Origin of the sequence: Delftia sp. SD018 (assembly GCF_017355445.1) — a bacterium.
Lineage (GTDB): Bacteria > Pseudomonadota > Gammaproteobacteria > Burkholderiales > Burkholderiaceae_C > Comamonas > Comamonas acidovorans.
In genome coordinates this window covers 263,117-288,321 of the sequence record NZ_JADDRN010000002.1, presented here as the reverse complement: position 1 = coordinate 288,321, position 25,205 = coordinate 263,117, and the positions used below count along the sequence as shown (strand labels likewise).

Below are 25,205 nucleotides of genomic sequence, written 5' to 3'. Positions count from 1 at the left end.
ATGAATCAACGAATACACCATCTGCTGGACCGCTGGCTGGCCGAAGCGCCGCAGCGTCCCTTCATCCACCTGCCCGACGGCAGCAGCCTGAGCTTTGCCGACCTGGGCGCGCTGGCGGACACGGCCGAGGCCGAGCTGCGCGCGCTGCAGGTGCGGCCCGGCGACCGCGTGCTGGTCGTGGCCGAGAACTGCCCCGAGCATGCGGCGCTGATCCTGGCCTGCAGCCGCGTGGGCGCCTGGTCCTGCGGCGTGAATGCGCGCATGGCGCCCGGCGAGATCGATGCCTTTGCGGCCAAGGCCGATGCGCGCGTGGTGTATTTCACCTCGGCCGCATCGGACAGCGCCAGCGGCCACGCGCGGCGCTTTGGCGCAGGCGACTCGGCCCTGGCCGGCATGCAGCACAGCCCGGTGCGCGCGCAGGCCGTGGCCGAATCCGGTGCGCTGCAGGACGAGGTGGCGGCGCTGATCTTCACCTCGGGCACCACGGGCACGCCCAAGGGCGTGATGGTGGGGCATGACGCGCTGACGCTGTTCGCGCGCGTCTCGGCCGCATCGCGCGGCCTGGGTCCGCAGGACCGCAGCTATGCCTTCGTGCCCATGACCCACATCTTCGGCCTGGGCACGGTGCTGCTGGCCTCGCTGCATGCGGGCGCGCAGATGGTGATGCGCCCGCAGTTCGACCCCGCAGATCTTCTGGATGCGCTGGCCCGCCACGGCATCTCCCAGCTGCAGGGGCCGCCCGCGCTGTACGCGCGCCTGCTGGCCTATCTGCAGGAGCAGGGCATTGCCCATCCGCAGGCGCCTGCGCTGCGCTATGTCTATACCGGCGCAGGCCCGCTGGACCTGACGCTGAAAAAGCGCGTGGAGGCCGCCTTCGGCCAGGCGCTGCACCATGGCTACGGCCTGTCGGAATACGCAGGGTCGGTCCACCTCACGCGCCAGGGCGAGCAGCGGCCCGACACCAGCGCGGGCTACGTGGTGGAAGGCGCGGAAGTGCGCGCCGTGGACCCGGCCACGGGCCGCAGCCTGCCGGTGGGCGAGCGCGGCGAGCTGTGGATACGCGGGCGCGGCCTGATGCACGGCTACTTCCGCGATGACCAGGCCACGGCCGCCGTGATGCGCGAGGGCGGCTGGTACGCCAGCGGCGACCTGGGCGAGCTGCATGCCGACGGCGCACTCTTCGTGGTGGGGCGGCTCAAGGAAATGATCATCCGCTCGGGCTTCAACGTCTATCCGGCCGAGGTGGAACTGGCGCTCAACGAGCTGCCCGGCGTGCAGCGCAGCGCCGTGGTAGGGCGGCCCGAGGGCGATGGCAACGAGGAGGTCATCGCCTTTGTCGAGCTGCAGCCCGGCGCCACGCTGGACAGCGCCGCAGCGCGCTCCCACCTGCGCGAACGGCTGGCGCCCTACAAGCTGCCCGCCCGCATCGTGCCCCTGGCCGAGCTGCCCACCAGCCCCAACGGCAAGGTGCTCAAGCGCCTGCTGCAGGAACAGGCACTGCGCGTTTCCTGAGCCCGGGCCGCCCAGCAGTTGCGCCGGCACCGCTGCCGGTGCAACCTTTGTCCTGCCCTGCCCCTTCCCTGCCCCATGTCCGGATGTGCGCACGCGCCACCGCCTTCCGGAACCGGCCTCTGCAGCATGGACGCAACACCCCTACATTGCGCATCCGCAGGCCTTGCACCCCATCCTTCATGATGTAAAACTATGGCACTCAATGTTTCAATAGTTTTAACAAATTCATTATTTTTTCGCCTGCCTTGGCCTTGGCTGCAGTTACCGGATCCATCGTGAGATGCATCCCGGCGTGTCGGCCCGGATCTGCACAGGGCATGCATCCTCTCCCCCTGCAACCATATGAATCAAGCCCATGAAAAGAATCCTCAGCCTGTTTCTCGGAGGTATTTTCCTGGTCGCTGCCAGCCTGGTTCATGCGGCCTGGCCAGACCGGCAGATCACGCTGGTTGTACCTTTCCCGGCAGGCGGTGGCACTGATGTCGTGGGGCGCATCATCGCCAAGGAGCTTGCACAACGCCTGCGCGTCAACGTGGTGGTGGAAAACCGCCCTGGCGCCTCGGGCAACATCGGCGCGCGCCAGGTCTCCAAGGCCAGTCCTGATGGATATACGCTGCTGATCTGCACCACGGCCCAGACCATCTCGGGCGCGCTGTACACGCAGGCCGGGTATGACGTGGCCAACGACCTGGAAGCCATCTCCACCATCAACGACAGTCCTCTGGTGCTCATCACACGCCCGGGCCTGCAGCTGTCGTCGGTGCAGGACCTGATCGAGCTGGCGCGGCGCAGCCCCGGCAAGCTGACCTATGCCACGCCGGGCTATGGCAGCGCGGGCCACATGGCGGCCGAGGCCCTGAGTCTGGCCGCCGACATACGCATGCTGCACATCCCCTACCAGGGCGCCGCGCCCATGATGGCCGACCTGGTCAGCGGCCAGGTCGATATCGCCTTCGACCTGCTGATCACGGCCAAGCAGTACGTGAGCCAGGGCAAGGTCAATCGCGTGGGCGTGGCCACGCGCGAGCGCTCGCCCCTCATGCCCGACTGGCAGACGCTCAGCGAGCAAAGCCCGGCCCGGCTCGGCAATTTCAACGAGACCGCATGGAATGTGCTCATGGCACCCAAGGGCACGCCGGCCGCGATAGTGAACGCCATCAATGCACAGATGAAAAATATCCTGGCCGATGAAAAGGTGCAGCGCAAATTCATGGAGCTTGGCAGCATTCCCCTTTGGAAATCCGTGGACAGCACCAAGGCATTCGTATCCGACGACGCCAGAAAATGGAGAAAGGTGGTCAGTGATGCCGGCATCGCGAAAATCTGAAATACCCCCTTCGCCGCAGAAACTGGCAGGGCCCGATGTCAATGCGCTGCACGAATTGCTCAATGCGCTGAAAAAGCACGGCATCGACATCCCCTTCGAGCGGCTGGGACCCATCCTGGCGGAGCACCAGCTGCTGATGGAGCACCGCGGCCTCGTCAACGAACTGGCGCATGAGGCGGGTCCCTCGCACATCCACACCACCATTTCCCGTCAGAGCAACCATGCGCGGCAGTCCTGAACTTTCCATACGGCAGATGGCCAGCGCGCTGCGCGCCGGCAAGACCACCTCGGAGCTGCTGACCCGGTCGGCGCTGGGACGCATCCGCGCCATGGACATCGACATCCATGCCTTCACCAATCTCGATGCCAGCGGTGCCATGGAGGCTGCGCGCAGCGCAGACATGGCGCGCGCCGAAAGCGCCGACCTGCCGCTGCTCCACGGCATTGCCGTGGCCATCAAGGACGTCTACGACGTGGCCGGCCTGCCGACCACCTGCCAGTCCTGGCTGAGCCTGGACTATGTGCCCGAGGAGGATTCCACGCCGGTGCGGCGCCTGCGCGATGCCGGTGCCATCATCCTGGGCAAGCTGGCCACGCACGAGTTCGCCATCGGCGCGCCCAGCCCCGACCTGCCGTTTCCCGCGGCCCGCAATCCCTGGGACCTGGCCCATATCCCGGGCGGCTCTTCCTCGGGCTCTGGCGCCGCCATTGCGGCAGGCTTCACACGGCTGGCCCTGGGCACCTGCACGGGCGGCTCCATCCTCATACCGGCCGCATGGTGCGGCGCCGTGGGGCTGAAACCCACCTACGGCCGCGTCTCCAAGCACGGCGTGTTTCCGCTGGCCTGGACGCTGGACCACTGCGGCCCGCTGTCGCGCAGCGTGGAGGACGCAGCCATTGCGCTGCAGGTGCTGGCCGGTCACGACCCGCTGGACCCGGCCAGCTCCACCGAACCCGTGGACGACTACTGCACGGGGCTTGAGCAGGGCGTGAAGGGCCTGACCATCGGCGTGCCGCAGGACCACTTCCAGTCGTCGCCCCAGGCATCGCCCACGTTCCTTTCGGCCTTCGATCGCACGGCCGCGCTGCTGGCCGAGGCCGGCGCCCGTCCCATCCACGTGAGCCTGCCCCACAGCCAGCAGTTCCTGGCGGCCGGCCGCGTCATCCTCAGTGCCGAGATGTTCACCATCCATGCGCAGGACCTGCGCTCGCGCCCGCTGGACTATGGCGAGCTCACGGCGGCGCGGCTGCTGCTGGGCGCCACCGTGTCCTCGGAGGACTACCTGAACGCCCTGCGCGTGCGCCGCATGCTGGCGGCCCGCGTGGACGCGGCCCTGGACCGCTGCGACGTGCTGCTGACCGCCATCACCCTGGATACGGCGCCGCGCTTCGATCCCATGCCGCATTTCCGCCACTGGCCGGTGCAGACCCATGCCTTCAACGTGACCGGGCACCCGGCCATCAGCGTGCCGGTGGGCCTGTCGCCGCAAGGCCTGCCGCTGGCCGTGCAGGTGGTGGGACGCTACTTCGACGAGGCCCGCATCCTGCAGGTGGCCCGGGCCATCGAGCGGCTGACCGGCTGGGAAAACCAGCTGCTGCCCGACGGCACCTGACCGCCGTGCTTGGCTTGGACACAGACGCAGCAGCAGCCCCGGTCCTCGCTGATCAGCCTGACCTCCTATCAGGCCTCCATGCGGATGATCTGGCGTATGGCCTCGCCCCGCGCCAGGCGGTCGAAGCCCTCGTTGATCTGGTCCAGCGTCAGGTGGCCGGTGACCAGGCGGTCCACCGGCAGCCTGCCGGCCGCATGCAGGGCGAGATAGCGGTCGATGTCGCGGCGCGGCACGCAGCTGCCCATGTAGCAGCCCTTGAGCGTGCGCTCCTCTGCTACCAGGTGCCAGACCGGCAGGCTGATGGCCTGGGCGCTGGAGGGCAGGCCCGCCGTCACGGTCTGGCCCCCGCGCCGCGTGATGCGGTAGGCCATCTCCAGTGCCTTGGCCGAGCCCACCATCTCGAAGGCATGGTCCACGCCGCCGCCCGTCAGCGCCCGCACCTGCTTGACGGCATCCTCGTCGCCGGCATTGACGGTATCGGTGGCGCCGAAATCGCGCGCCATGGCCAGCTTGTCGGCATTGAGGTCCACGGCCACCACGCGGGCCGCGCCCGCCGCCGCCGCGCCCATCACCGAGGACAGGCCCACGCCGCCCAGCCCCACCACGGCCACGCTCTGGCCGGGGCTCACTCTGGCGGTATTGGCCACCGCGCCCACGCCGGTCATCACGGCGCAGCCGAACAGCGCGGCCAGCTCCAACGGCACCGACTTGTCGATGCGGTGCACGCCGCGGCGCGAGAGCACGGCATGCTCGGCAAAGGCCGAGACGCCGACGAAGTGCGAGATGGGCTGGCCATTGCGCGACAGCCGCCTGGCGCCCGACAGCAGGGTGCCCGCCACGCCGGCCTGGCCTGCGGGCTCGCAGAGCACGGGCCGGCCCTCGGCGCAGGGCTGGCAGTTGCCGCAGCCGGGCACGAAGAGCATGACCACGTGGTCGCCCACCTCCAGGTCGGTCACGCCCTCGCCCAGCGCCTGGATCACGCCTGCGGCCTCATGGCCGAGCACGATGGGCGTGTCGCGCGGACGGTCGCCGTTGATGATGGACAGGTCGGAGTGGCACACGCCTGCGGCGGCCACCTTGACCAGCACCTCGCCGGGGCCGGGCGGCGCCAGGTCCACCTCCCAGATCTCCAGCGGGCGGCTGTCGGCATAGGGCGCGGCTGCGCCCGTTCTCGTGAGTACGGCGGCGCGTGTCTTCATGATGTCTTCACCAGCTTGCAGCTGCTCTTGGACAGCGGGCGGAAGGCCTCGTCACCGGGGATGGTGGAGAGCACCTTGTAGTAGTCCCAGGGGTATCTGGATTCCTCGGGCTTCTTGATCTGCACCAGGTACATGTCGTGCACCATGCGACCGTCCTCGCGCACCTTGCCGTTCTGGGCGAAGAAGTCCTCGATGGGCATCTGCTTGAGCTGGCGCGCCACCGCGTTGCCGTCGTCGCCCCTGGTGGCCTGCACGGCCTTGAGGTAGTTGGTGACGGCCGAGTAGGCGCCCGCATGGATCATGGAGGGCATCTTCTTCATCTTCTCGAAGAAGCGCCGTGACCAGGCGCGCGTGGCCTCGGTGCGGTCCCAGTAAAAGCCCGTGGTCAGCACCATGCCCTGCCCGTAGCGCAGGCCCAGCGCATGCACGTCGTTGATGAACAGCAGGCTGGGCACCAGGGTCTGCCTGGGCGCGATGCCGAACTCGTGCGCGGCCTTGATGGCGTTGACCGTGTCGCTGGTGGCATTGGCCAGGTTGATCACCGAGGCCTTGGACGCCTGGGCCTGCAGCAGGAAGGACGAGAAATCACTGGCGTTGAGCGGATGGAAGGTGGTGCCCACCAGCTTGCCGCCGCCGTCTTTCAGGAAGTCGGTCACATTGGCCGTCATGGCCTTGCCGAAGGCATAGTCCACGCCCAGGATGAACCAGTCCTTCTTGCCCTGGGCCAGGATGCCGCGCACCGCGCCATTGGCCAGCGCATAGCTGTCGTAGGTGTAGTGGATGGCCGTGGGCGCGCAGTGCTCGTTGGTGAGGATGTCCGAGGCGCCGCCGGTGTTGATCACCATCTTGCCGCGCTCACGCGCCAGGTTGTTGACGGCGATGGCGACGGCCGTGTTGTTGATGTCCACGATCAGGTCCACGCCGTCGCGGTCGAACCAGGTGCGCGCATGGGTGGCGCCCACGTCGGCCTTGTTCTGGTGGTCGGCCCAGACCACCTCGATCTTCCTGCCCAGCACCTGGCCGCCGAAGTCGGCCACGGCCATCTTCGCGGCCTCGACGGAGCCGCGCCCCGCCGTGTCCGCATACAGGCCCGACATGTCGCTGAGCACGCCGATGCGCACCACATCGTCCGATATCTGCTGCGCCTGCGCCGCCGCCGTCCACAGCAGGCCGGCGCCCAGCGCGCAGCCGGCAGCGCGCGCCTTGGTCAAGCCGCCTCGCATCAAGCCTTTCCGCATATCCGTCTCCTTGTCTCGGGGTTGTTTTTCTGGATACCGAAGGCAAGCCTAAGCAGGCCATGGCGGCCCGCCTATGCGCGATTGCGAAAGGCGGGGTTGCAGCGCTGCGAAGCCGGGTTTGTCCCGAGTCCGGCCCGCCGCCGCGCTCAGTCCGCCTGGATGCCGGCCACCTTGACCACCTGGGCCCATTTGCGCAGCTCGCTGCTCAGGCGCTCGCGCATCTGCTGCTGGGTGCCGGGGTCGGCCTCGGCGCCCGCCGTCAGCAGGCGCTGGCGCACGGCGGCATCGCGCAGCGCGGTGTTGAAGTCGGCGTTGATGCGCGCCAGCACGGCGGGCGGCGTGCGGGCCGGCGCAAACAGCGCGGCCCAGGAATAGGCCTCGTACTCGGGCAGGCCCGACTCGGCAATGGTGGGCACCTCGGGCAGCATGGCCGAGCGCTGGCGGCTGGCCACGCCCAGCACCTTGATGCGGCCGGACTTGATGTGCTGCAGCGCGCTGGGCGCATCGGCAAACATCAGCTGCACCTGGCCGCCCAGCAGGTCGTTCATGGCCGGCGCGCTGCCCTTGTAGGGAATGTGCTGCAGCTTGATGCCTGCATGCATGTTGAACAGCTCGCCGGCCAGGTGCGTGCCGCCGCCATTGCCCGAGGAGCCGAAGCTCAGGCCGTTGCCGGACTTGGCCAGCGCGATCAGCTCGCGCACATTGCTGGCGGGCACCGAGGGATGGGCCACCAGGAAGACCGGGAACATGGCCGCAAAGCTCACGGGCGCGAAGTCGCGCTCTATGTCGTAGGTCATCTTCGGCTGCAGCGCCGGGTTCACCGCATGGTGGATGGAGCCCACGAACAGCGTGTAGCCGTCGGCAGGCTCCTTGGCCGCAAGGGCCGCACCCACCATGCCGCCGGCGCCCGCGCGGTTGTCCACCAGGTTGGGCTGCTGCCAGATCTCGCCCAGCTTCTGGGTGAAGGCGCGCGCCGTGGTGTCCACGGGACCGCCGGGCGGAAAGGGCACGATGAAGCGCACGGGCCGCGTGGGCCAGGCATCGGCCGCATGGGCCACCCGGGCTGCGGGAAACAGGCTGCTGGCAGCCAGCGCGCCGCCGGCGGACAGCAGGCGGCGGCGCTGCGACGAAAAGGAAGACGGGCAAGAGGATGGGAGGGAAGACGGGGGCATGGCGAAACTCCGGGCAACGGGCGGCGGCTTGCCGCGCGGCCCATTCTGGGCAAGCCGGCCTGCGCCGTGTTTCGCGAATGTGGAAGGCGCGCTTCCAGGGCTCCCAAGCGGTGAAAACCCTGGGAAGCGGTCCACTCCGATGCAGCCTAGTGGCTGATCATCCAGGGCCGCCGCGAGGGCGCGGACTTTGCGCCGTTGGGTGCCGTCACCGTGGCGCTGCGCCGCCCCGATCCGCAGCAGCCGCAGCCTGCCGGGTGCTTGAAGCGCGCATAGCCATGGTCATAGTCGCGCGAGCTGGCGGGCTCGTGGCGCGCGCGCTCGTTGGTGTCCATGGCGCGGCGCGTGCCGTCGGCCATCAGCGCCAGCCGGGGCGCTGCGGCCAGCACGCGCGCAGCCGCCGTGCCGCAGCCGGGGCAGGCCGCAGGCTCGTCGCGCAGGCGCAGCGGCCGCAGGGCCTCGAAGCCGCCGCATTGCACGCAGTCATAGTCGTAGGTGGGCATGGGCGGGCTCCTTGGCGTCAGCGCAGGTCGGGGGACAGGGGCATGTCGATGCTGCCGTCGAACTGGACGACCGGCCCCGCCGCGTTGGGGTTGATGTCGAAGTCGAAGATGCCCGTGGGCAGCCACAGCGTGGCGCAGGAGTTGGGCACGTCCACCACGCCGCTGATATGGCCCTGCACGGGCGCCGTGCCCAGGATGGAATACGCCTGGGCGCCGCTGTAGCCGAATTTCTTCAGGTATTCGATGGCGTTCAGGCAGGCCTGGCGGTAGGCCACGTTGACATCCAGGTAGTGCTGCCTGCCGCTCTCGTCCACCGAGATGCCCTCGAAGATCAGGTAGTCGTCATAGCGCGGCGTGATGGGGCTGGGCTTGAAGATGGGGTTCTTGATGCCGTACTTGGCCATGCCGCCCTTGATCAGCGAGACCTTCATGTGCACCCAGCCGGCCATCTCGATGGCGCCGCAGAAGGTGATCTCGCCATCGCCCTGGCTGAAGTGCAGGTCTCCCACGCTCAGGCCGGCGCCGTCCACATAGACGGGGAAGAACACCTTGGCGCCGCGCGACAGATCCTTGATGTCGCAGTTGCCGCCATGCTCGCGCGGCGGCACGGTGCGCGCGCCTTCGGCGGCGGCCTTGTCGCGGGCCTCGCCGCGCATCTGGCCCATGTGGGCCGTGCCGGCCGACGGCGGGTTGGCCAGTCCGGGCACGCGTTCGGGGTCGGTGGCGATGAGTGCGCGCTCGCGCTCGTTCCACATCTCCAGCATGGGCCGGTCAGGCAGGCAGCCGATGAGGCCGGGATGGATGAGGCCGGGGAAGTTCACGCCCGGGATATGGCGCGAGCTGGTGAACATGCCCTTGAAGTCCCAGATCGATTTCTGGGCCGAGGGGAAATGGTCGGTCAGGAAGCCGCCGCCATTGTTTTTGGAGAAGAAGCCGTTGAAGCCCCAGAGGCTGTCGGGCTTGGCGCCGATGTCCAGCAGGTCCACCACCAGCAGGTCGCCGGGCTGGGCGCCCTTCACGCCCACGGGGCCGGACAGGTAGTGCACCGTGGTCAGGTCGATGTCGCGCACATCGTCGGCGCTGTCGTTGTTCTTGATGAAGCCGCCGGTCCAGTCGTAGGTCTCCAGGATGAAGTCGTCGCCGGGCTGGACCCAGCAGGCCATGGGAATGTCCGGGTGCCAGCGGTTGTGGACTCTTTCGTTGTCGGTGGGCGGGCGGTTCAGGTCCACCTTGATCAGCGTATCCGTCATGTGCAAAAACCTCCTGGGTGGGTGGGGATCGACAGCGGAGAACGGGCCGGGGTGCGGCGCGCCATTGCCGGCCTTCCTGTGGCGCCACGCTAATGCCAAAGCAGCGGCGCGCCCTCGGTGCGCCGGCAGGCGGCGCAGGGCGGGTATGAAGAAAAGGCCGGGAATGCATAAACACCATAGCAGCCGTGCCCGCCGGCCCGCCTAGGCAGCAACCCTGGGTTGACAGCCGGGCGCCGGCACTGGTGAAGCCACCCTTCCAGATTGGCGAATTGAAGCGGCCCCGCGATGCGGGCATGCTGGCGGACAGCCGCTGCGCCCGCGTGCCGGGTGCAGCGCCAAGAACACCGAGAACGGAAACACCGCCCATGCACCTGAGCGCACAGACCCACTACCAGGCCGAACTCGATGCCGGCCGCTTCTGCATACAGCAGTGCCCGCAATGCACGCGCCATGTCTTCACCCCGCGCGAGCTGTGCCCGCACTGCGGCGCCAGCCCGCTGCGCTGGGTGCGCGCCAGCGGCCAGGGCACGGTCTACTCCACAAGCACCGTCGCGCGCAAGAGCGATGCCGGTGGCGACTACAACGTGGCCCTGATCGACCTGGACGAAGGCGTGCGCATGATGGGCCGCGTCGAAGGCATTGCGCCGGCCGACGTGCGCATAGGCCAGCGCGTGAGCGCCCATGTGGCGAGCAAGGACGGACGCGGCCTGGTGCTGTTCCAGCCCGCGCTCGGACAGGCGGCACAGGGATCGCAGGGAGGTGCAGCATGAGTACCCGCATCCCCCAATCCACCCTGGACGCCGCCGCCGTGAACCGCCCGCTGCGCGGGCGCGTGGCCATTGCCGGCGCCGCCACCTATGGCTGCGGCGAGGCCCCCGGCATGGACGACATGACCCTGCTGGTGCGCGCCGCCCATGCGGCCGTGGCCGATGCGGGCCTGACCATGCAGGACATCGACGGCCTGGCCACCTGCAGCGTCAACGCCAGCATGTGGACCATGCCCGTGATCGAGCACCTGGGCATCAACCCGACCTATGTGGACGGCACGATGATCGGCGGCAGCAGCTTCATCGCCCACCTGCTGCCCGCCATCCGCGCGCTGGAGGCCGGCCAGTGCAAGGCCGTGCTGGTGTGCTACGGCAGCGCCCAGCGCTCGGCCACCTTCGGCCGCAAGGAAGGCCAGGCGGCGCGGCGTTTCCTGGACCCGCAGCCCTACGAGTTCCCCTACGAGCCCGTGCTGCCCGTGACCGCCTATGCGCTGGCGGCCGCGCGCCACATGCACGAGTTCGGCACCACGCGCGAGCAACTGGCCGAGGTGGCCGTGGCCGCGCGCGCCTGGGCCCAGCTCAACCCCGAAGCCTTCATGCGCGACCCGCTGACCATCGAGGACGTGCTCTCGGCCCGCCCCATCGCCAGCCCCTTGAGCGTGCGCGACTGCTGCCTGGTGACGGACGGCGCGGGTGCCATCGTGCTGGTGCGCGGCGAGCGCGCCCGCGACCTGCCGCGCCCCCCCGTCTACGTGCTGGGCAATGCCACGGCCATCTGGAACCGCCAGATCTCCTGCATGCCCGACCTGACCACCACGGCCGCCGCGCAGTCGGGCGCCCAGGCCTTTGCCATGGCGGGGCTCACCGCTGCCGACATGGACATGGCCCAGGTCTACGACGCCTTCACCATCAACACCCTGCTGTTCCTGGAGGACCTGGGCTTTTGCGCCAAGGGCGAGGGCGGCGCCTTCGTGTCCAAGGGCGGTATCGCGCCCGGCGGGCGGCTGGCCGTCAACACCAACGGCGGCGGCCTGTCCTGCGTGCACCCGGGCATGTACGGCATCTTTGCGCTGATCGAGGCCGTGCGCCAGCTGCGCGGCGAGGCCGGCCAGCGCCAGCTGGGACGCCACCGCACGGCCGTGGTCCATGGCAATGGCGGCACCCTTTCCAGCCAGTCCACGGCTGTGCTGGGTACGGCCGAGGCGCTTTGATTCCGTAGAGAGAAGAAAGAACACCGCAATGATCCGCGACCAAGAAACCCTCGAAGCCCTGCTGGACAGCGTGCGCCGCTTTGTGCGCGAGCGCCTGGTGCCCGCCGAGAACGAAGTGGCCGAGACCGACGAAATTCCCGAGTCCATCGTGCAGGAGATGCGCAACCTGGGCCTGTTCGGCATGACCATCCCCGAGCAGTTCGGCGGGCTGGAACTGACCATGGAGGAAGAGGTGCGCGTGCTCTTCGAGCTGTGCCAGACCGCGCCGGCCTTCCGCTCGGTGATCGGCACGACCGTGGGCATAGGCTCGCAGGGCATCCTCATCGACGGCACGCCCGAGCAGCAGGCGGCCTGGCTGCCCAAGCTGGCCACGGGCGAGATCATGGCCTCGTTCGCGCTGACCGAGCCCGAGGCGGGATCGGACGCGGCCTCGCTGCGCACCACCGCCATCAGGGATGGGGACCACTACGTGGTCAACGGCAACAAGCGCTTCATCACCAATGCGCCGCATGCGGGCATGTTCACGCTGATGGCGCGCACCGACCCGGCCAACAAGGGCGCGGGCGGCGTCTCGGCCTTCATCGTGGATGCGAAGTCGCCGGGCATCAGCTTCGGCAAGAACGACGTGAAGATGGGCCAGAAGGGCGCGCACACCTGCGACGTGTTCTTCGACAACGTGCGCGTGCCGGCGGCCAACCTCATCGGCCTGAAGGAAGGCCAGGGCTTCAAGACCGCCATGAAGGTGCTGGACAAGGGCCGCATCCACATCGCGGCCGTGAGCGTGGGCGTGGCGCAGCGCATCCTGCGCGACGCGCTGAACTATGCGCTGGAGCGCAAGCAGTTCGGCCAGCCCATCTGCGAGTTCCAGCTGGTGCAGGCCATGCTGGCCGACAGCCAGGCCGAGCTGTATGCGGCCGAGTGCATGGTGATCGACGCCGCGCGCCGCCGCGACGAGGGCCGCAACGTCTCCACCGAGGCCTCGTGCTGCAAGATGTTCGCCACCGAGATGGTGGGCCGCGTGGCCGACCGGGCCGTGCAGATCCTGGGCGGCTCGGGCTACCTGGCCGAGTTCGGCATCGAGCGCTTCTATCGCGACGTGCGGCTGTTCCGCCTGTACGAAGGCACGACCCAGATCCAGCAGGTCATCATCGCGCGCAACATGGTGCGCGAGGCGCGCGCCGCATGAGCCGCATGAGCGCACCGGCCCCCGACCGCAATGCCTTCATGCGGCTGATCGGCGCCTCGCAGGTGCCCGCGCCGCCCGGCAAGGTCCATGTGCGCCTGCCCCACATGCGCGAGGAACTGCTCAACCAGCTGCCCGCCGCGCACGGCGGCGTGCTCATGACGCTGCTGGACTCCGTGATGTCGCGCGCTGCGGGCGAGCTGCCCGGTGCGCCATCGCAGACCGCCGTGACGGTGGAGATGAGCAGCCGCTTCCACCGCCCGGGCAAGGGCGCGCTGCTGGCCGAAGGCTGGGTGGTGCACGCCAGCCGCAGCCTGTGCAGCTGCGCGGCGCAGTTGCTCGATGAAGACGGAAAGCTGGTGGCCACGGCCACCGGCACTTTCAAGTACTGGCTGGCACCGACCACGCTGGACCGGGGCACGGCCCAGGCCGACTGAGCGGGCGGCGGTCGGGGGGCGGCTGTTGGCCGGCGGCTACTCCAGCGTGAGCCGGCCCTGTGCGTCGGCCACCAGCAGCTCCACCAGCTCCTGGGCGAAGGACGGCAGGGCCTCCAGGCTGCGCACGCAGATCTGCATCTCGCGCACCGACCAGGCATCGGACAGCGGCACGATGGCGATGTCCATGGAATGCGCATGGCGGCTGGCGGCCGATTCGGGCAGCACGCCCACGCCCACCCCGGACTCGATCATGCGGCAGGCCGTCTCGAAGTTGCCCACCTGGATGCGCTGCTTGATGGGCCGGTGCAGCTGGTCGCTGGCCTGGCGCAGGAAGGCGTGGATGGCGCTGGATTCGTGCAGGCCCACATGGTCCAGGTCCAGCGTGTCGGCAAAGGCCATCTGCATCTCGCCATCGAGCGCATGGCCGCGCGGCACGACCAGCACCAGGCGGTCGCGGCGGTAGGGCAGGGTCTCCAGGTTCTCGGTGCGCACCAGGCCGGCGACGATGCCGATGTCGGTCTGCCCCTCGGTCACGGCACGCACGATGTCGTGCGACAGGCGCTCGCGCAGGTCGATGTTCACGTCGGGATTGCGGCGCAGGTAATGGCGCAGCACGGGCGGCAGGAACTCGCCCAGCGAGGTGGTGTTGGCAAACACCCGCACATGGCCCTTGATGCCGCGCACGTACTCCTGCATGTCGCCGCGCAGATGCTCGATCTGGCCCAGCACCATGCGCGCATGGGTGACGAAGGCCTGGCCCGGCGGCGTCAGCGTCACGCCCTGGCTGGTGCGGTACAGCAGCTTGGTGCCGATGCTCTCCTCCAGGTTCTTGATGCGGGTGCTGGCCGCCGGCAGGGAGATGAAGGAAAGTTCCGCGCCACGCGTCATGCTGTTGGCGTCGGCGATGTGCACCATAAGGCGCAGATCCACAAGATCGAAATGCATGGCCATCCGGCATTGTAGAAAGCCGCAGGCTCCGGCACTGAGCCGCGCGCGTCAGTACAAACCGCAGTGCCGGCCCGTGCGCGAACGCGCGCTTTCACAAATGCGAAGCCGCAGCAGGCCCGCGCGCCGTAGCATGGGCCCATCTGCCCGGGATAGCCGCCTCAGCCCATGAACCACACAGAAACCCCCTCCCCCAGCCCCATCCACACCACGGCCACCCAGACCGCAGGAGCGCTGGGCCATCTGCGCGTGCTCGACCTCTCGCGCGTGCTGGCCGGCCCCTGGTGCACCCAGAACCTGGCCGACATGGGGGCCGACGTGATCAAGATCGAAAAGCCCGGCGAGGGCGACGACACGCGCCACTGGGGCCCGCCCTTCTTTCCCGATGCGCAAGGCAATCCCTCGGACAACGCCGTGTACTTCGCGGCCTGCAACCGCAACAAGCGATCGGTCACCGTGGACATGGCCACGGCCGAGGGCCAGCAGCTGATCCGCGAGCTGGCCATGCAAAGCGATGTGGTGGTGGAGAACTTCAAGACCGGAGGCCTCAAGCGCTACGGCCTGGACTACGCCTCGCTGAGCGCGCTGAACCCGCGCCTGATCTACTGCTCGGTCACGGGCTTCGGACAGACCGGGCCCTATGCGCCGCGCGCCGGCTACGACCTGCTGGTGCAGGCCATGAGCGGCCTCATGAGCATCACGGGCCGCGCCGACAGCGAGCCCGGCGGCGGCCCGCTGCGCGTGGGCGTGGCCGTGATCGACCTGTTCACCGGCATGTATGCGACCACGGCCATCCTGGGCGCCGTGGAGGCGCGCCACCACACGGGGCGGGGCCAGCACATCGACATGGCCTTGCTGGACGTGGCCATGGCCGTGCTGGCCAACCAGGGCGCGGGCTTCCTGAACACCGGCCATGTGCCGGGCCGCCAGGGCAACACCCACCCCAGCGTCGTGCCCTACCAGGACTTCCCCACGGCCGACGGCCGCATGCTGCTGGCCATCGGCAACGACGGCCAGTTCGCGCGCTTTTGCGGGGCGGCCGGCGTGGACTGGGCGCGCGACGAGCGCTTTGCCACCAATGCCGGCCGCGTCATCCACCGCGACGCGCTGATCCCGCTGATGGCCGAACTCACGCGCGGCCGGCCCACGGCCGAGTGGATCGCGCTGCTGGAGGACAAGGCCGTGCCCTGCGGCCCCATCAACCACATCGGCCAGGCCTTCGACGATGCCCAGGTGCGCGCGCGCGGCCTGCGCGTGGAGCAGGAGCGCTATCCGGGCGCCACGCCGCCTGCGGGCGAGACCATCAACCGCGTGGTGACCACGGCCAGCCCGCTGCGCCTGTCGGACACGCCCACCACGCTGCGCCATGCGCCGCCCGCCCTGGGCCAGCACACGGACGAGGTGCTGCGCGAGCGCCTGGGCCTGGATGCGCAGCAGCTGCAGGCCCTGCGCGGCAAGGGCGTGGTCTGAGCGACTGGCGACAGACGCCGGTCGCCTTGATGCGCTGAAGTTTCCGATGCCTTGAAGCCGGCCATCCGCAGACGCGGATGGCTGGGCTGCGGGCCTGCAAACGGCTTTTAGGACACGTCCTATCCAAAATCAGATGGTGGGCATCCTCATCCTCAGACGGTGCGGAAATAATCCCCACCACAGATGCAGATAGCCACTTTTTCCCTGTCCGAAGTCCCTAGGACAACTACCCGCAATGCCCGCCCCCAGCGCGCGGCAGCCGCCGCCGAACGCCTGGCTGCAGCAGGTATCCGCGTGCCAAACGGTGCAGGCGGACGGTTCGCAATCCTCTGCATCTTCCCCGCTGCTGCGGCATGCCCGCGAAGCGCCCGCCGCAGCGCAGGCGCACGGACAGGGCCTGCGCCATGAGGCCCCGCATCAAGGGCCGCATCTGCCGGACCTCGGGCTGGTTCCCACCCTGAGCGGGCACTGCGGCCCTCGTTTTCTCTTTCGCTGATACCCGTTCCACCTTGCTCTGCACGGCAGGCAAGGTGCGCCCTGCTGCACGCCTTTTTTCCCCCTTGCCGTTCAAGGGACACGCCTACAGGACTTCGCCATGCAAGCCTTTCGCAATCTCAAGATCTCCTCCAAGCTGCTGCTGGCCTTCGTGGCCGTCCTGGCGCTGACCACCTTCGTGGGCCTCTATGCCGTGCTGCAGCTCAGCCGGATCAACCAGGCCTCCATCGATATCGCCACGCGCTGGATGCCTTCATCACGCATGTTGCTCGACATCCGCGCCACCACGGCCCGCTACCGCGTCAACGAGCTGCAGTACCTGATATCCACCAGCGAGCAGGACATCGGTGCCTTCGACAGGATCATGGGCGAGCTGTGGAAGAAGACCCAGACCAGCTACGACAACTACGCCAGCTTCATCAGCTCCGCGCCGGAGAAAGCCGCCTACGACGAACTGGGCCGGCTGCGCAACGAGTACGCCAAGGAGCACGCCATGGTCATGGCCCTGGCGCGCAATGACCGCAAGGACGAAGCCCTGGTGCTGGCCCAGGGCGAATCGCTGGAGCTGAGCCGACGCCTGTATGACCAGATCGACCGCATGGTGCAGATCGACCACGAAGGCGGACAGCAGGCCAACGACCATGCCAATGCCCTCTACCGCAGCGCACGCATCTGGGTGGTCGGCCTGCTGGGAGCCAGCATTTTGCTGGGGCTGGCCCTGGCGCTCACGCTGGCGCGCATCGTGGCGCGTCCGCTGAACGAGGCCCTGGGCGTGGCCCAGGCCGTGGCCGAAGGCGACCTGACGCGCCGCATCCAGGCCACCACCACCGACGAAACAGGCCAGCTGCTGCACGCACTGCACCGCATGGACCAGAGCCTCATCCACATCGTCCGGCAGGTGCGCAGTGGCACGGACTCGATCGCCACGGCCTCCAGCCAGATCGCCTCGGGCAACAACGATCTTTCGGTGCGCACCGAGCACCAGGCCAGCTCGCTGGAAGAAACCGCTGCCTCCATGGAGCAGCTCACCGTCACGGTGCGTCAGAACACCGACAACGCGCGCCAGGCCAACCAGCTGGCAGCCTCGGCCTCGGCCGTCGCCCAGCAAGGCGGCGAGGTGGTCTCCCAGGTGGTGGACACCATGGGCGCCATCCATGCCTCCTCGCGCAAGATCGCCGACATCATCGGCGTGATCGACGCCATCGCCTTTCAGACCAACATCCTCGCGCTCAACGCGGCCGTGGAAGCCGCGCGTGCCGGCGAGCAGGGCCGGGGCTTTGCCGTGGTGGCTGCCGAAGTGCGCGCCCTGGCGCGGCGCTGCGCCGATGCGGCCAAGGAGATCAAGCTGCTCATCGAGGACTCCAACGGCAAGGTCAGCACCGGCTCTGCCCTGGTGGCGCAGGCCGGGCAGACCATGCAGAACATCGTCAGCAGCGTGCGCAACGTGACCGACATCATGGGAGAGATCACGGCCGCCAGCGTCGAGCAGACGGCGGGCCTGGAGCAGATCAACCAGGCCATCTCGCAGATGGACCAGGTCACCCAGCAGAACGCCGCCCTGGTCGAGGAAGCCGCCGCCGCCGCCCAGTCCCTGCAGGAACAGGCCTATGGCCTGCAGCAGGCCGTGAGCGTCTTCAAGCTGGAGCAAGGCCTGGAACTCACCGCCCTGCCCGCAACCCCTCAGCCCATGCCGGCTCCAGGCCTGGCAAGGATCACCAGCGCTGCCCAGTCAGGCCGCTGGGAAGCGCATTGATCAGAAGGAATGGGCCATGCCCACGCCGAAAGCGGTGCGCGAGCTCTGGTTCTCGTAGCGCTGGTGTCCCAGGCTGGTGTAGAGCATGGTGCGCTTGGACAGCGCGTACTCGGCGCCCAGCGACAGCATGTTGTTGGTATCGCGGTCCAGGCGCTGGCGTGCATAGCTGGCCTTGAGCGTGGTCGCCCCGATGCCGTAGGTGGCGCCCAGCGAGACCATGCGCGACTTGTCGGGCCCCGTGCCGGGCGTGCCCGACTTGCTGCGGTCATAGGCCAGCATCACCGCTGCCGTGCCGATGCGGTACTTGCCGCCCATGTACAGGTCGGTGTCGCCGCTGCCGTTGCGCTCGTGCGCCAGCATGGCCGCCACCGCGCCCTGGTCGTAGTTGAGCGACACCGAGCGCGCACGGCCCTGGCGGCCCGGCGCCTCGGTGCGCTCGGGCGAGGCGCTCAGGTGCAGCGAAAAGCCGCCGAACTTGGGCGAGTCGTAGAACACGCCGTTGGACATGCGGCCGTACTCGGGCGAGCCGTTGTTGCTGGCGCGGTCGGTCGGCGTCAGGTAGTGGGCCATGTGCCAGGCCGGCGAGGCGATGCGGTTGAAGTTGCCCCAGGGATCGAACTGCCACTCCTGACTCCACATGGCGCTGAGCGCGCGGCCCAGACGCAGATGGCCCCAGCTGCCCTGCAGGCCCACGGTGGACTCGTCATGCCAGAAGGGCTTCTTCGGATAGTCCTCGGTCAGGCCCGTGTCCAGGTCGAAGCGCGTGCTCAGCCGGAAGGTGGCCTTCAGGCCACCGCCCAGGTCCTCGAAACCGGCAATCGCCAGGTTGCTGCGCTGAATCGTGCCCAGCTTGCTGGTCTTGTCGAAATCCCGGAACACGCCAGCGTCGAGATAACCGCTGATGGTGACGTTGGAGCCTGTGGCAGATGACTGGGCAGCCACCGGCAGGGCAGCCGCAACGGCGAGAGAAGCAAGGGTCAAGCGGGAGGTACAACGCATCCTGAACGGGTTCCTGGAAATGAAAGATGGCACAACACCGGCGCGGCCCGGGGGCATGCGCAAACGGCGACGGGGGTTGCCACGACAGAGGTGGCTGGAAGGTGCGCGGCGGGCTGGTGGCTTGCAGCGACTTGGAGGCAGCCAGGATGCAGATCGCAGCATGATCGCTGCACATTCATTGCACATCCCGGCCAAAGACGTCATCCGCGCAGATGGCGAACGACAGCCGGCATTATGAAAGCTGGGGCCGGCGATGACCACGCCACCGTCAGGCCCGGTCAGTTTCGTAGCGTGGCGGCCCCGGGCCGGGGCCAGGTCGTCAGCGGCTGCGCTCGGTGCGCGACACGTCCCAGAGGCGGTTCATCTCGCTGCAAAAAGGCTGGGCGCAGGGCGCGCGGCCCTCGTACTGGCAGCCTTCGGTGGTGCAGAAATGCGACTGGTGCTCGAAGGCGCGGCGCTCGCGCGGCAAGGCGCCCGAGGCCTGGGCCGCCGCCATGTGCAGCCAGGGATCGTTGCGCTGCTGCAGCATCTGCTGCACCTCCTGCGCGAACGCGGGCGACAGCGAAGCCACCGAGGCCAGGCCGGCCGGCGACGCCATGGCGCCGCCCGGCTGGCGCAGCGGCTGCAGCTCCAGCAGCAGCAGGGCGCTGGTGCGCAGCGCATCGGCGCCACGCGGCTGCACCACCACGGCCACCGGCCCCGAGGCCAGGGACTGCAGCGAGGCATCCAGCGGCAGGCGCAGGCCCGGCTCCGTGGCCTGCGCGCCCGCCAAGGGCAGCGCGGCGCCCGCAGGCAGTGCCGCCGCCGTGAAAGGGGCCGCACCCGGCGCGGAAGCCGATGCGGCCGCCAGCGCCATGGCCGCGCCCTGCGCCTGGGCCCAGGCCTGGGGCACCTGCAGGCTCAGCGTGAAGCCGCGCTCGCCCTGGGGCGTCAGCAGCGTGCCCTGCTGCACCCACCAGCTTTGCAGCGCGGGCAGGGTCTGGGTTGCGCCGCCTGCAACACCTCCAGGCGCGCTGGCACCGGCCTGCGGCGCCAGTCCCGATCCGGCCAGCAGCGCATCCACCACCTTGGCCTTGGCGGCTGCCACGGCCAGCGTCACTGCGGCAGCAGAGGGCTGCAGGGAGGCTGCGGCCTGCAATGCAGGCGAGGAAGATGCCGCCTGCGGCGCGGTGCCGGCCTGGGCAGAGGCTGATGTCCCCGTCTGCGGACTCTGGGATGGCTGCGCTTGCCCTCCGGCCGCCGCTGCACCAGCTGTCGTGCCGGCGGCCAGCGCCTGCAGCAAGGCCGCCGAACCCGGCTGGGCCGCGAGCAACTGCAGGGCCTGGCCCTGCTGGGTACCTACTTGGGCCAGCAAGGCCTCCAGCAAACGGCCCAGCGCCTCGGACACGCCGCTGGCCGGCCACTGCGGCGCGGGCGCGCCGGGGCTGGACTGGACCTGGCGCGCCAGCTGGGCCACCAATTGCTCGAAGGCCTGCAGGCGCAGGCTTTGCAGCATCTCGGGCGACCAGCGCACGGCCGTGGCCGCTGGCGGCGTGACGGGAGCGGAGGGTGAGGCGGATGACGCGGGGGAAGCGGGTGACGCGGGCGAAGCCGGCGCCACCGCAGCGGACGGAGCCTGTGGCCCCACCGGCGCGCCAGCGGCCGGGCCGGGCACAGGCGCTGCCACTGGCAGCGGCAGCCCTGCGGCAGGGGACGGGACGGGCGGCAGCGGCGAACTCATGTCAGAGGCTCCGCCCGGGCCATCAGGCCGATTCCGGGTAGAACAGGCGGCGCGTGGGCGTGCTGCCCACGGCCTTGGCGATGGCGCCGATGTGGTCCGGCGTGGTGCCGCAGCAGCCGCCCACGATGTTGACCAGGCCTTCGGACGCGAATTCGTGCACCAGGCGGCTGGTGACCTCGGGCGTCTCGTCGAAGCCCGTGTCGCTCATGGGATTGGGCAGGCCGGCGTTGGGGTAGCAGCTGATGAAGGTCTCGGGCGCGGCCTTGTTCAGTTCCTGGACGTAGGGGCGCATCAGCGCCGCGCCCAGCGCGCAGTTCAGGCCGATGGACAGCGGGTTGGCATGGCGCACGCTGTGCCAGAAGGCCGTCACCGTCTGGCCCGACAGGATGCGGCCCGAGGCATCGGTCACCGTGCCGCTGATCATGATGGGCAGGCATTCGCCGCTTTGCTCGAAGGCCTCGTCCACCGCGAACAGCGCGGCCTTGGCGTTGAGCGTGTCGAAGATGGTCTCGACCAGGATGACGTCGGCGCCGCCCTCGATCAGCGCCAGCGTCTGCTCCAGGTAGGCCTGGCGCAGCTGCTCGAAATTCACGTTGCGCGCGCCCGGATCGTTCACGTCGGGGCTGATGCTGGCCGTCTTGGGCGTGGGGCCCAGGGCGCCGGCCACGTAGCGCGGATGGCCGGGCGTGCTGTACTTGTCGCAGGCCGCGCGGGCCAGCTGGGCGCTCTTGAAATTCATCTCGCGCGCCAGATCGGCCATGTGGTAGTCGTCCTGCGCAATCGTGGTCGCGCCGAAGGTGTTGGTCTCGATCAGGTCGGCGCCGGCGGCCAGGTACTTGTCGTGGATGTCGCGGATCACGTCGGGGCGGGTGAGCGACAGCAACTCGTTGTTGCCCTTGACGTCATGCGGGAAGTCCTTGAAGCGGTCGCCCACGCTGCCGGGGCCCGTGTAGCCCTGGCCCCGGTACTGGGCCTCTCCCAGCTTGAAGCGCTGGATCATGGTGCCCATGGCGCCGTCAAGAATGACGAGGCGCTTGGCAAGGATGGCGGGAAGCTCTTTGGCGCGGGTGTACTGGGGCAGGCTCATGGGCAGCGATTGTAGGAACTCCGGGGCGGCCGTGCCGGGCACGAGGATTCCCCCAGAAAAACGGCCTGCGCCCCCAGCACCAAGCGCGATGCACGGAGATGCACGGAAACTGGCGCGGCCAAAGCCAGGAGCTCAGGGGATGCCGTTGATTTCAGGTGCAGACAGAGACGACTTGAGCCGGCTGGCGGCTCAGGCTCACATACACATGGCCCACGCCGCTGTCGAAATATGCGGCCTCGTGGCGGCCCAGCTCCACCGATTCGCCGTTCTCGAACAGGATGCGCACCCGGCCCGAGAGCACCATCACGAACTCCTGGCCCGCATGGCGGATGGTTTCGGAGAATTCGCCAGCCTCGCGCGCATTGATCACGGCCACCAGGGGCTGCATCTTCTTGCCCGGGAAGGCGCCGCACAGCACGCTGTAGAGGTACTGGTCGGTCTCGTAGCGCTGCACGTCCTCGAAGCAGTCCTTGACCACGGTGGGCGTGTCGCCGGCCGCCTGCTGGGCGTCCCCGACCATGAACAGCCGTGTCATGTCGATGTCCAGCGCGTTGCCCAGCATGAGCACCTTCTCGTAACTCAGCGCGATCTGGCCGCGCTCGGCCTTGGAGATGGTGGACACGGCCAGCCCGCTGCTTTCGGCCACCTGCTGCAGCGTCAGGCCGCGCTCCTTGCGCGCCTTGCGCAGCTTGGCGCCCACTTCGTGCTTGCCCGCAGGCATGGCGGCGGCCGTGCGGGCGCCCGGCAGCACGGCGGCGAGGACCTGGTCTGGCGTGGGGAGAGGGCTGGACCTGGGGCTGGATCTGGTGCGGGGGCTGGGCATGAAGCGGGCGATCGGGGCTGGCGACCGCCCGATTCTAGGGTCAGGCCCGGCAGTCAGGCGCCGCGCAGGCCGGCCCCGGGCGCCTGCCTGCGGCCCATGCGCAGCCAGCCCACCAGCGCGCAGGCCATGAGGGCGAAGCCGATGTAGCCATAGACCGGGTAGACCATGCCCACCAGCGTGATGAAGCCCGCGAAGCTGCCGCCCAGGGCCAGCACGCCCGCCACGCCCGTGCCCCAGCGAAAACGCGGCGTGCCGGCCGGCAGGATGCGGGCCACGAAGGCATAGAGCATGCCCACGGCCGTGTTGAGGATCATGCCGAAGATGACCAGCGACATCAGGTGCCCCAGCCAGGGCGAGATCTGCGTGGCCAGCGACAGCATGGGCATGGACAGGCCGCCCAGCGTATCCATGCGCCAGTACATCGCGGCCGCGATCATCAGCATCAGCAGGCCCAGCAGCAGCCCGCCCGCCACGCCGCCCCACAGCGCCACGCGGCGCGAGCTGGCCTGCCCGCCCATGATCACCAGGAAGGGCATGCCCGCCACCACGTTGTAGGAGACATAGAGCAGCGCCGCCACCAGCCAGTGGCCCGCGCCCCGGGGCTGGGTGGCGGCGGCGGCCTCCAGCGCGGCCATGTCGCCGTGGGGCGTCAGCAGCACGTAGCCGGCGACCACCACGGTCATGAACACCAGCAGCGGCGTGACGGCGCCGATGAAGGCGATCACCCGGCCCACGTCCAGGCAGACGATGAGCACCGTGGCGACGGTGGCCAGCACGCTGCCCCAGACCTCGGGCAGGCCCAGCCACTGGTGCAGCAGCGAACCCGCGCCCGCCAGCATGACCACCGTGATGGCAAACAGGAAGAAGGTGATCAGCACATCGAACACCATGCCCACATGCCGGCCCAGCAGGGCCTGCACCACTTCCTTGTGCGAGCCGGCCTGCAGGCGCTGGCCCATGGTGGAGAACGCCATGGACAGGAAGACGAAGGCCAGGGCCGCCACCAGGCAGCCCGCCAGGCCGATGGCGCCAAAGCCCGCGAAGAACTGCAATATCTCCTGCCCCGAGGCGAAGCCCGCCCCGACGATGACGCCGACGAAAGCGCCGGCAATCCTGCTCACTTCCTTGAATGCACCCATGCCTGTCTCCTTGGATTGTTGTGTGTTGCGGGGGCTGAAAAGGTGAAAAAGGGATGACGGGTCAGGCCGCGAAGCGCGCCGGACTCAGCCGCAGGGCATCGACGCCCTGCGCCAGCAGTTCGGCGGGCAGCGGCTCGCGCATCAGCAGCGCGGCCGCGGCGGCCGAGGCGCCGGCTGCCGTCTGTATGCCGTAGCCGCCCTGCCCGGCCAGCCAGAAAAATCCCTCGCGCTGCGCATCCCAGCCGATCACGAAGTCGTCGTCGGGCGCAAAGCTGCGCAGCCCGGCCCAGACATGGCGCGGCCGGCGTATGCGCAGGCGGGTCAGTGTCTCGATGCGGTCTATGCCCATGGCCACGTCCAGCTCCTCGGCCACCACATCGTGCGGCGGCACGGGATCGGCATTGGCGGGCGAGCCCAGCAGCTGGCCTGCATCGGGCTTGAAGTAGAAGCTCTCGTCCACGCCGATCACGGCAGGCCAGCCGTGGATGTCCTCGCCCTCGGGTGCGGCAAAGGTGAAGGCCGAGCGGCGCCGGGGCTCGATGCCCAGCGGCCGCGCGCCGCACAGCCGGGCCACGGCATCGGCCCAGGCGCCTGCGGCATTGACCACGGCGCGGGCGCGGACCTGCGACCCGTCCTGCAGCACCAGGGTCCACAGGCCCTGGCCATCACCATCCACCTCACGCTCGGCGCCGGACAGTTCGGCGCCGCAGCGCAGCCGCGCACCGGCACGCGCCATGCCGCGCAGAAAGCCCTGGTGCAGTTCGGCCACGTCGATGTCCATGGCGTCCAGGTCATGCACGGCGCCCACGAGCAGGCTCTCCTGCAGGCAGGGCACCAGGGCGCAGGCCTGGCGCGCGTCGATGCGCTCGGCGCGCAGGCCGTCGCGGCGGTACATGGCCAGAGCCTCGTCCAGCTGGGGTTCCTGGCCGGCCGTTCCTATGTAGAGCACGCTGCGCGGCTGCAGCAGCGCGTGCTCGCAAAAACCTTCGGGCGGCGCGCTGTAGAAGCCACGGCTGGCGCGTGTCAGCGCGCGTATCTGCGCGGTGCCGTAGCTCTCCATGAACATGGCGGCCGAGCGGCCTGTGGCGTGGTATCCGGGCTGCGGCTCGCGTTCCAGCACCAGCACCGAGGCGCCCGCACCGGCCAGCCGCCAGGCCACGGAGGCGCCGGCCATGCCGGCACCGATCACGGCGAAATCCAGAACCTGGCTTTCCATCATCCATTGCTCCATTTTTTTCCAATGAGAAAATTATCCGATAAGAAAAAATGAGGCAAGCCCCTGATCCTCGTGGTTTTCACCGGGTACGCAGCACAAGAAAAAAGGGACGGCGCCTGGCCGTCCCTTGTGGCAATGCGCGCCGCACG

22 protein-coding genes are annotated in these 25,205 nt (G+C 69.0%); 10 read left to right on the top strand and 12 right to left on the bottom strand.

Annotated features, from left to right (window positions below; all coding sequences use genetic code 11):
- The 4 genes from INR38_RS04320 to INR38_RS04305 all read left to right on the top strand — a co-directional run bounded on the left by INR38_RS04320 (position 1) and on the right by INR38_RS04305 (position 4,452).
- Positions 1-1,512, top strand: a complete 1,512-nt coding sequence (locus tag INR38_RS04320; RefSeq protein ID WP_207442543.1) for a class I adenylate-forming enzyme family protein — start codon at positions 1-3, stop codon at positions 1,510-1,512.
- A gap of 355 nt (positions 1,513-1,867) precedes the next feature.
- The gene (locus INR38_RS04315) at positions 1,868-2,839 is read left to right on the top strand and encodes a tripartite tricarboxylate transporter substrate binding protein (RefSeq protein ID WP_207442542.1); all 972 of its coding nucleotides are present in this window, start codon (positions 1,868-1,870) and stop codon (positions 2,837-2,839) included.
- Entirely contained in the window at positions 2,817-3,077 is a 261-nt protein-coding gene (locus INR38_RS04310) for a hypothetical protein (protein WP_013800077.1), read from the top strand. Before INR38_RS04315 ends, INR38_RS04310 begins: the two co-directional genes overlap by 23 nt.
- On the top strand, positions 3,061-4,452 hold the full coding sequence (locus INR38_RS04305) for an amidase (protein WP_207442541.1): 1,392 nt from the start codon (positions 3,061-3,063) through the stop codon (positions 4,450-4,452). The genes INR38_RS04310 and INR38_RS04305 overlap by 17 nt, the downstream gene beginning before the upstream one ends.
- Before the next feature lie 68 nt (positions 4,453-4,520).
- Here INR38_RS04305 and INR38_RS04300 read toward each other — a convergent pair whose 3' ends face one another.
- The 5 genes from INR38_RS04300 to fmdA all read right to left on the bottom strand — a co-directional run bounded on the left by INR38_RS04300 (position 4,521) and on the right by fmdA (position 9,811).
- The gene (locus INR38_RS04300; protein WP_016450258.1) at positions 4,521-5,651 is read right to left on the bottom strand and encodes a zinc-dependent alcohol dehydrogenase family protein; all 1,131 of its coding nucleotides are present in this window, start codon (positions 5,649-5,651) and stop codon (positions 4,521-4,523) included.
- Positions 5,648-6,889: an ABC transporter substrate-binding protein gene (locus INR38_RS04295; RefSeq protein ID WP_034397661.1), complete on the bottom strand. Its 1,242-nt coding sequence runs from the start codon at positions 6,887-6,889 to the stop codon at positions 5,648-5,650. The genes INR38_RS04300 and INR38_RS04295 overlap by 4 nt, the downstream gene beginning before the upstream one ends.
- 146 nt (positions 6,890-7,035) lie before the next feature.
- Positions 7,036-8,061: a tripartite tricarboxylate transporter substrate binding protein gene (locus INR38_RS04290; RefSeq protein ID WP_034397659.1), complete on the bottom strand. Its 1,026-nt coding sequence runs from the start codon at positions 8,059-8,061 to the stop codon at positions 7,036-7,038.
- Positions 8,062-8,207: 146 nt separating this feature from the next.
- Positions 8,208-8,561 carry a zinc ribbon domain-containing protein gene (locus INR38_RS04285; protein ID WP_013800072.1) on the bottom strand — a complete coding sequence of 118 codons (354 nt, stop codon included), beginning with the start codon at positions 8,559-8,561 and terminating at the stop codon, positions 8,208-8,210.
- A gap of 17 nt (positions 8,562-8,578) precedes the next feature.
- Positions 8,579-9,811: a formamidase gene (gene fmdA, locus INR38_RS04280; protein WP_013800071.1), complete on the bottom strand. Its 1,233-nt coding sequence runs from the start codon at positions 9,809-9,811 to the stop codon at positions 8,579-8,581.
- 365 nt (positions 9,812-10,176) lie between these two features.
- On the opposite strand from fmdA, the gene INR38_RS04275 reads away from it, so the two are divergent.
- From INR38_RS04275 to INR38_RS04260, 4 genes are read left to right on the top strand one after another with little or no spacing between them, the layout of a single operon-like run.
- Complete coding sequence (locus INR38_RS04275) at positions 10,177-10,581, top strand: OB-fold domain-containing protein (protein ID WP_016452202.1); 405 nt, start codon at positions 10,177-10,179, stop codon at positions 10,579-10,581.
- Positions 10,578-11,789: a thiolase gene (locus INR38_RS04270; protein ID WP_207442540.1), complete on the top strand. Its 1,212-nt coding sequence runs from the start codon at positions 10,578-10,580 to the stop codon at positions 11,787-11,789. Before INR38_RS04275 ends, INR38_RS04270 begins: the two co-directional genes overlap by 4 nt.
- Before the next feature lie 28 nt (positions 11,790-11,817).
- Complete coding sequence (locus INR38_RS04265) at positions 11,818-12,975, top strand: acyl-CoA dehydrogenase family protein (RefSeq protein ID WP_013800068.1); 1,158 nt, start codon at positions 11,818-11,820, stop codon at positions 12,973-12,975.
- A gap of 5 nt (positions 12,976-12,980) precedes the next feature.
- Positions 12,981-13,409 carry a PaaI family thioesterase gene (locus INR38_RS04260; RefSeq protein ID WP_096914373.1) on the top strand — a complete coding sequence of 143 codons (429 nt, stop codon included), beginning with the start codon at positions 12,981-12,983 and terminating at the stop codon, positions 13,407-13,409.
- Between the two features lie 36 nt (positions 13,410-13,445).
- Here the strand turns inward: INR38_RS04260 and INR38_RS04255 are convergent, their stop codons facing one another.
- Complete coding sequence (locus INR38_RS04255) at positions 13,446-14,360, bottom strand: LysR family transcriptional regulator (protein WP_012202113.1); 915 nt, start codon at positions 14,358-14,360, stop codon at positions 13,446-13,448.
- A gap of 162 nt (positions 14,361-14,522) precedes the next feature.
- On the opposite strand from INR38_RS04255, the gene INR38_RS04250 reads away from it, so the two are divergent.
- Both INR38_RS04250 and INR38_RS04245 read left to right on the top strand, forming a co-directional pair.
- Complete coding sequence (locus INR38_RS04250; protein ID WP_099732545.1) at positions 14,523-15,824, top strand: CaiB/BaiF CoA-transferase family protein; 1,302 nt, start codon at positions 14,523-14,525, stop codon at positions 15,822-15,824.
- Between the two features lie 595 nt (positions 15,825-16,419).
- Positions 16,420-18,072: a methyl-accepting chemotaxis protein gene (locus tag INR38_RS04245; protein WP_071953894.1), complete on the top strand. Its 1,653-nt coding sequence runs from the start codon at positions 16,420-16,422 to the stop codon at positions 18,070-18,072.
- On the opposite strand, the gene INR38_RS04240 is transcribed toward INR38_RS04245, so the two are convergent.
- From INR38_RS04240 to INR38_RS04215, 6 genes are all read right to left on the bottom strand, one after another.
- Positions 18,073-19,071, bottom strand: coding sequence for a porin (locus tag INR38_RS04240; protein ID WP_207442539.1), 999 nt, complete (start codon positions 19,069-19,071; stop codon positions 18,073-18,075). It abuts the gene before it with no gap.
- 319 nt (positions 19,072-19,390) lie between these two features.
- Positions 19,391-20,791 (bottom strand): Fe-S oxidoreductase, encoded by a 1,401-nt coding sequence (locus tag INR38_RS04235; RefSeq protein WP_207442538.1) that lies wholly within the window; start codon positions 20,789-20,791, stop codon positions 19,391-19,393.
- 22 nt (positions 20,792-20,813) lie between these two features.
- A complete protein-coding gene (locus tag INR38_RS04230) occupies positions 20,814-21,878 on the bottom strand; it encodes a homocysteine S-methyltransferase family protein (protein WP_207442537.1) in 1,065 nt (354 codons plus the stop codon).
- Between the two features lie 151 nt (positions 21,879-22,029).
- Complete coding sequence (locus INR38_RS04225; protein WP_198819772.1) at positions 22,030-22,701, bottom strand: XRE family transcriptional regulator; 672 nt, start codon at positions 22,699-22,701, stop codon at positions 22,030-22,032.
- Between the two features lie 53 nt (positions 22,702-22,754).
- Positions 22,755-23,840 carry a hypothetical protein gene (locus tag INR38_RS04220; protein ID WP_192368613.1) on the bottom strand — a complete coding sequence of 362 codons (1,086 nt, stop codon included), beginning with the start codon at positions 23,838-23,840 and terminating at the stop codon, positions 22,755-22,757.
- A 61-nt stretch (positions 23,841-23,901) separates the two neighbouring features.
- Positions 23,902-25,056, bottom strand: a complete 1,155-nt coding sequence (locus INR38_RS04215) for an FAD-dependent oxidoreductase (RefSeq protein WP_278251391.1) — start codon at positions 25,054-25,056, stop codon at positions 23,902-23,904.
- Positions 25,057-25,205: the final 149 nt, after the last annotated feature.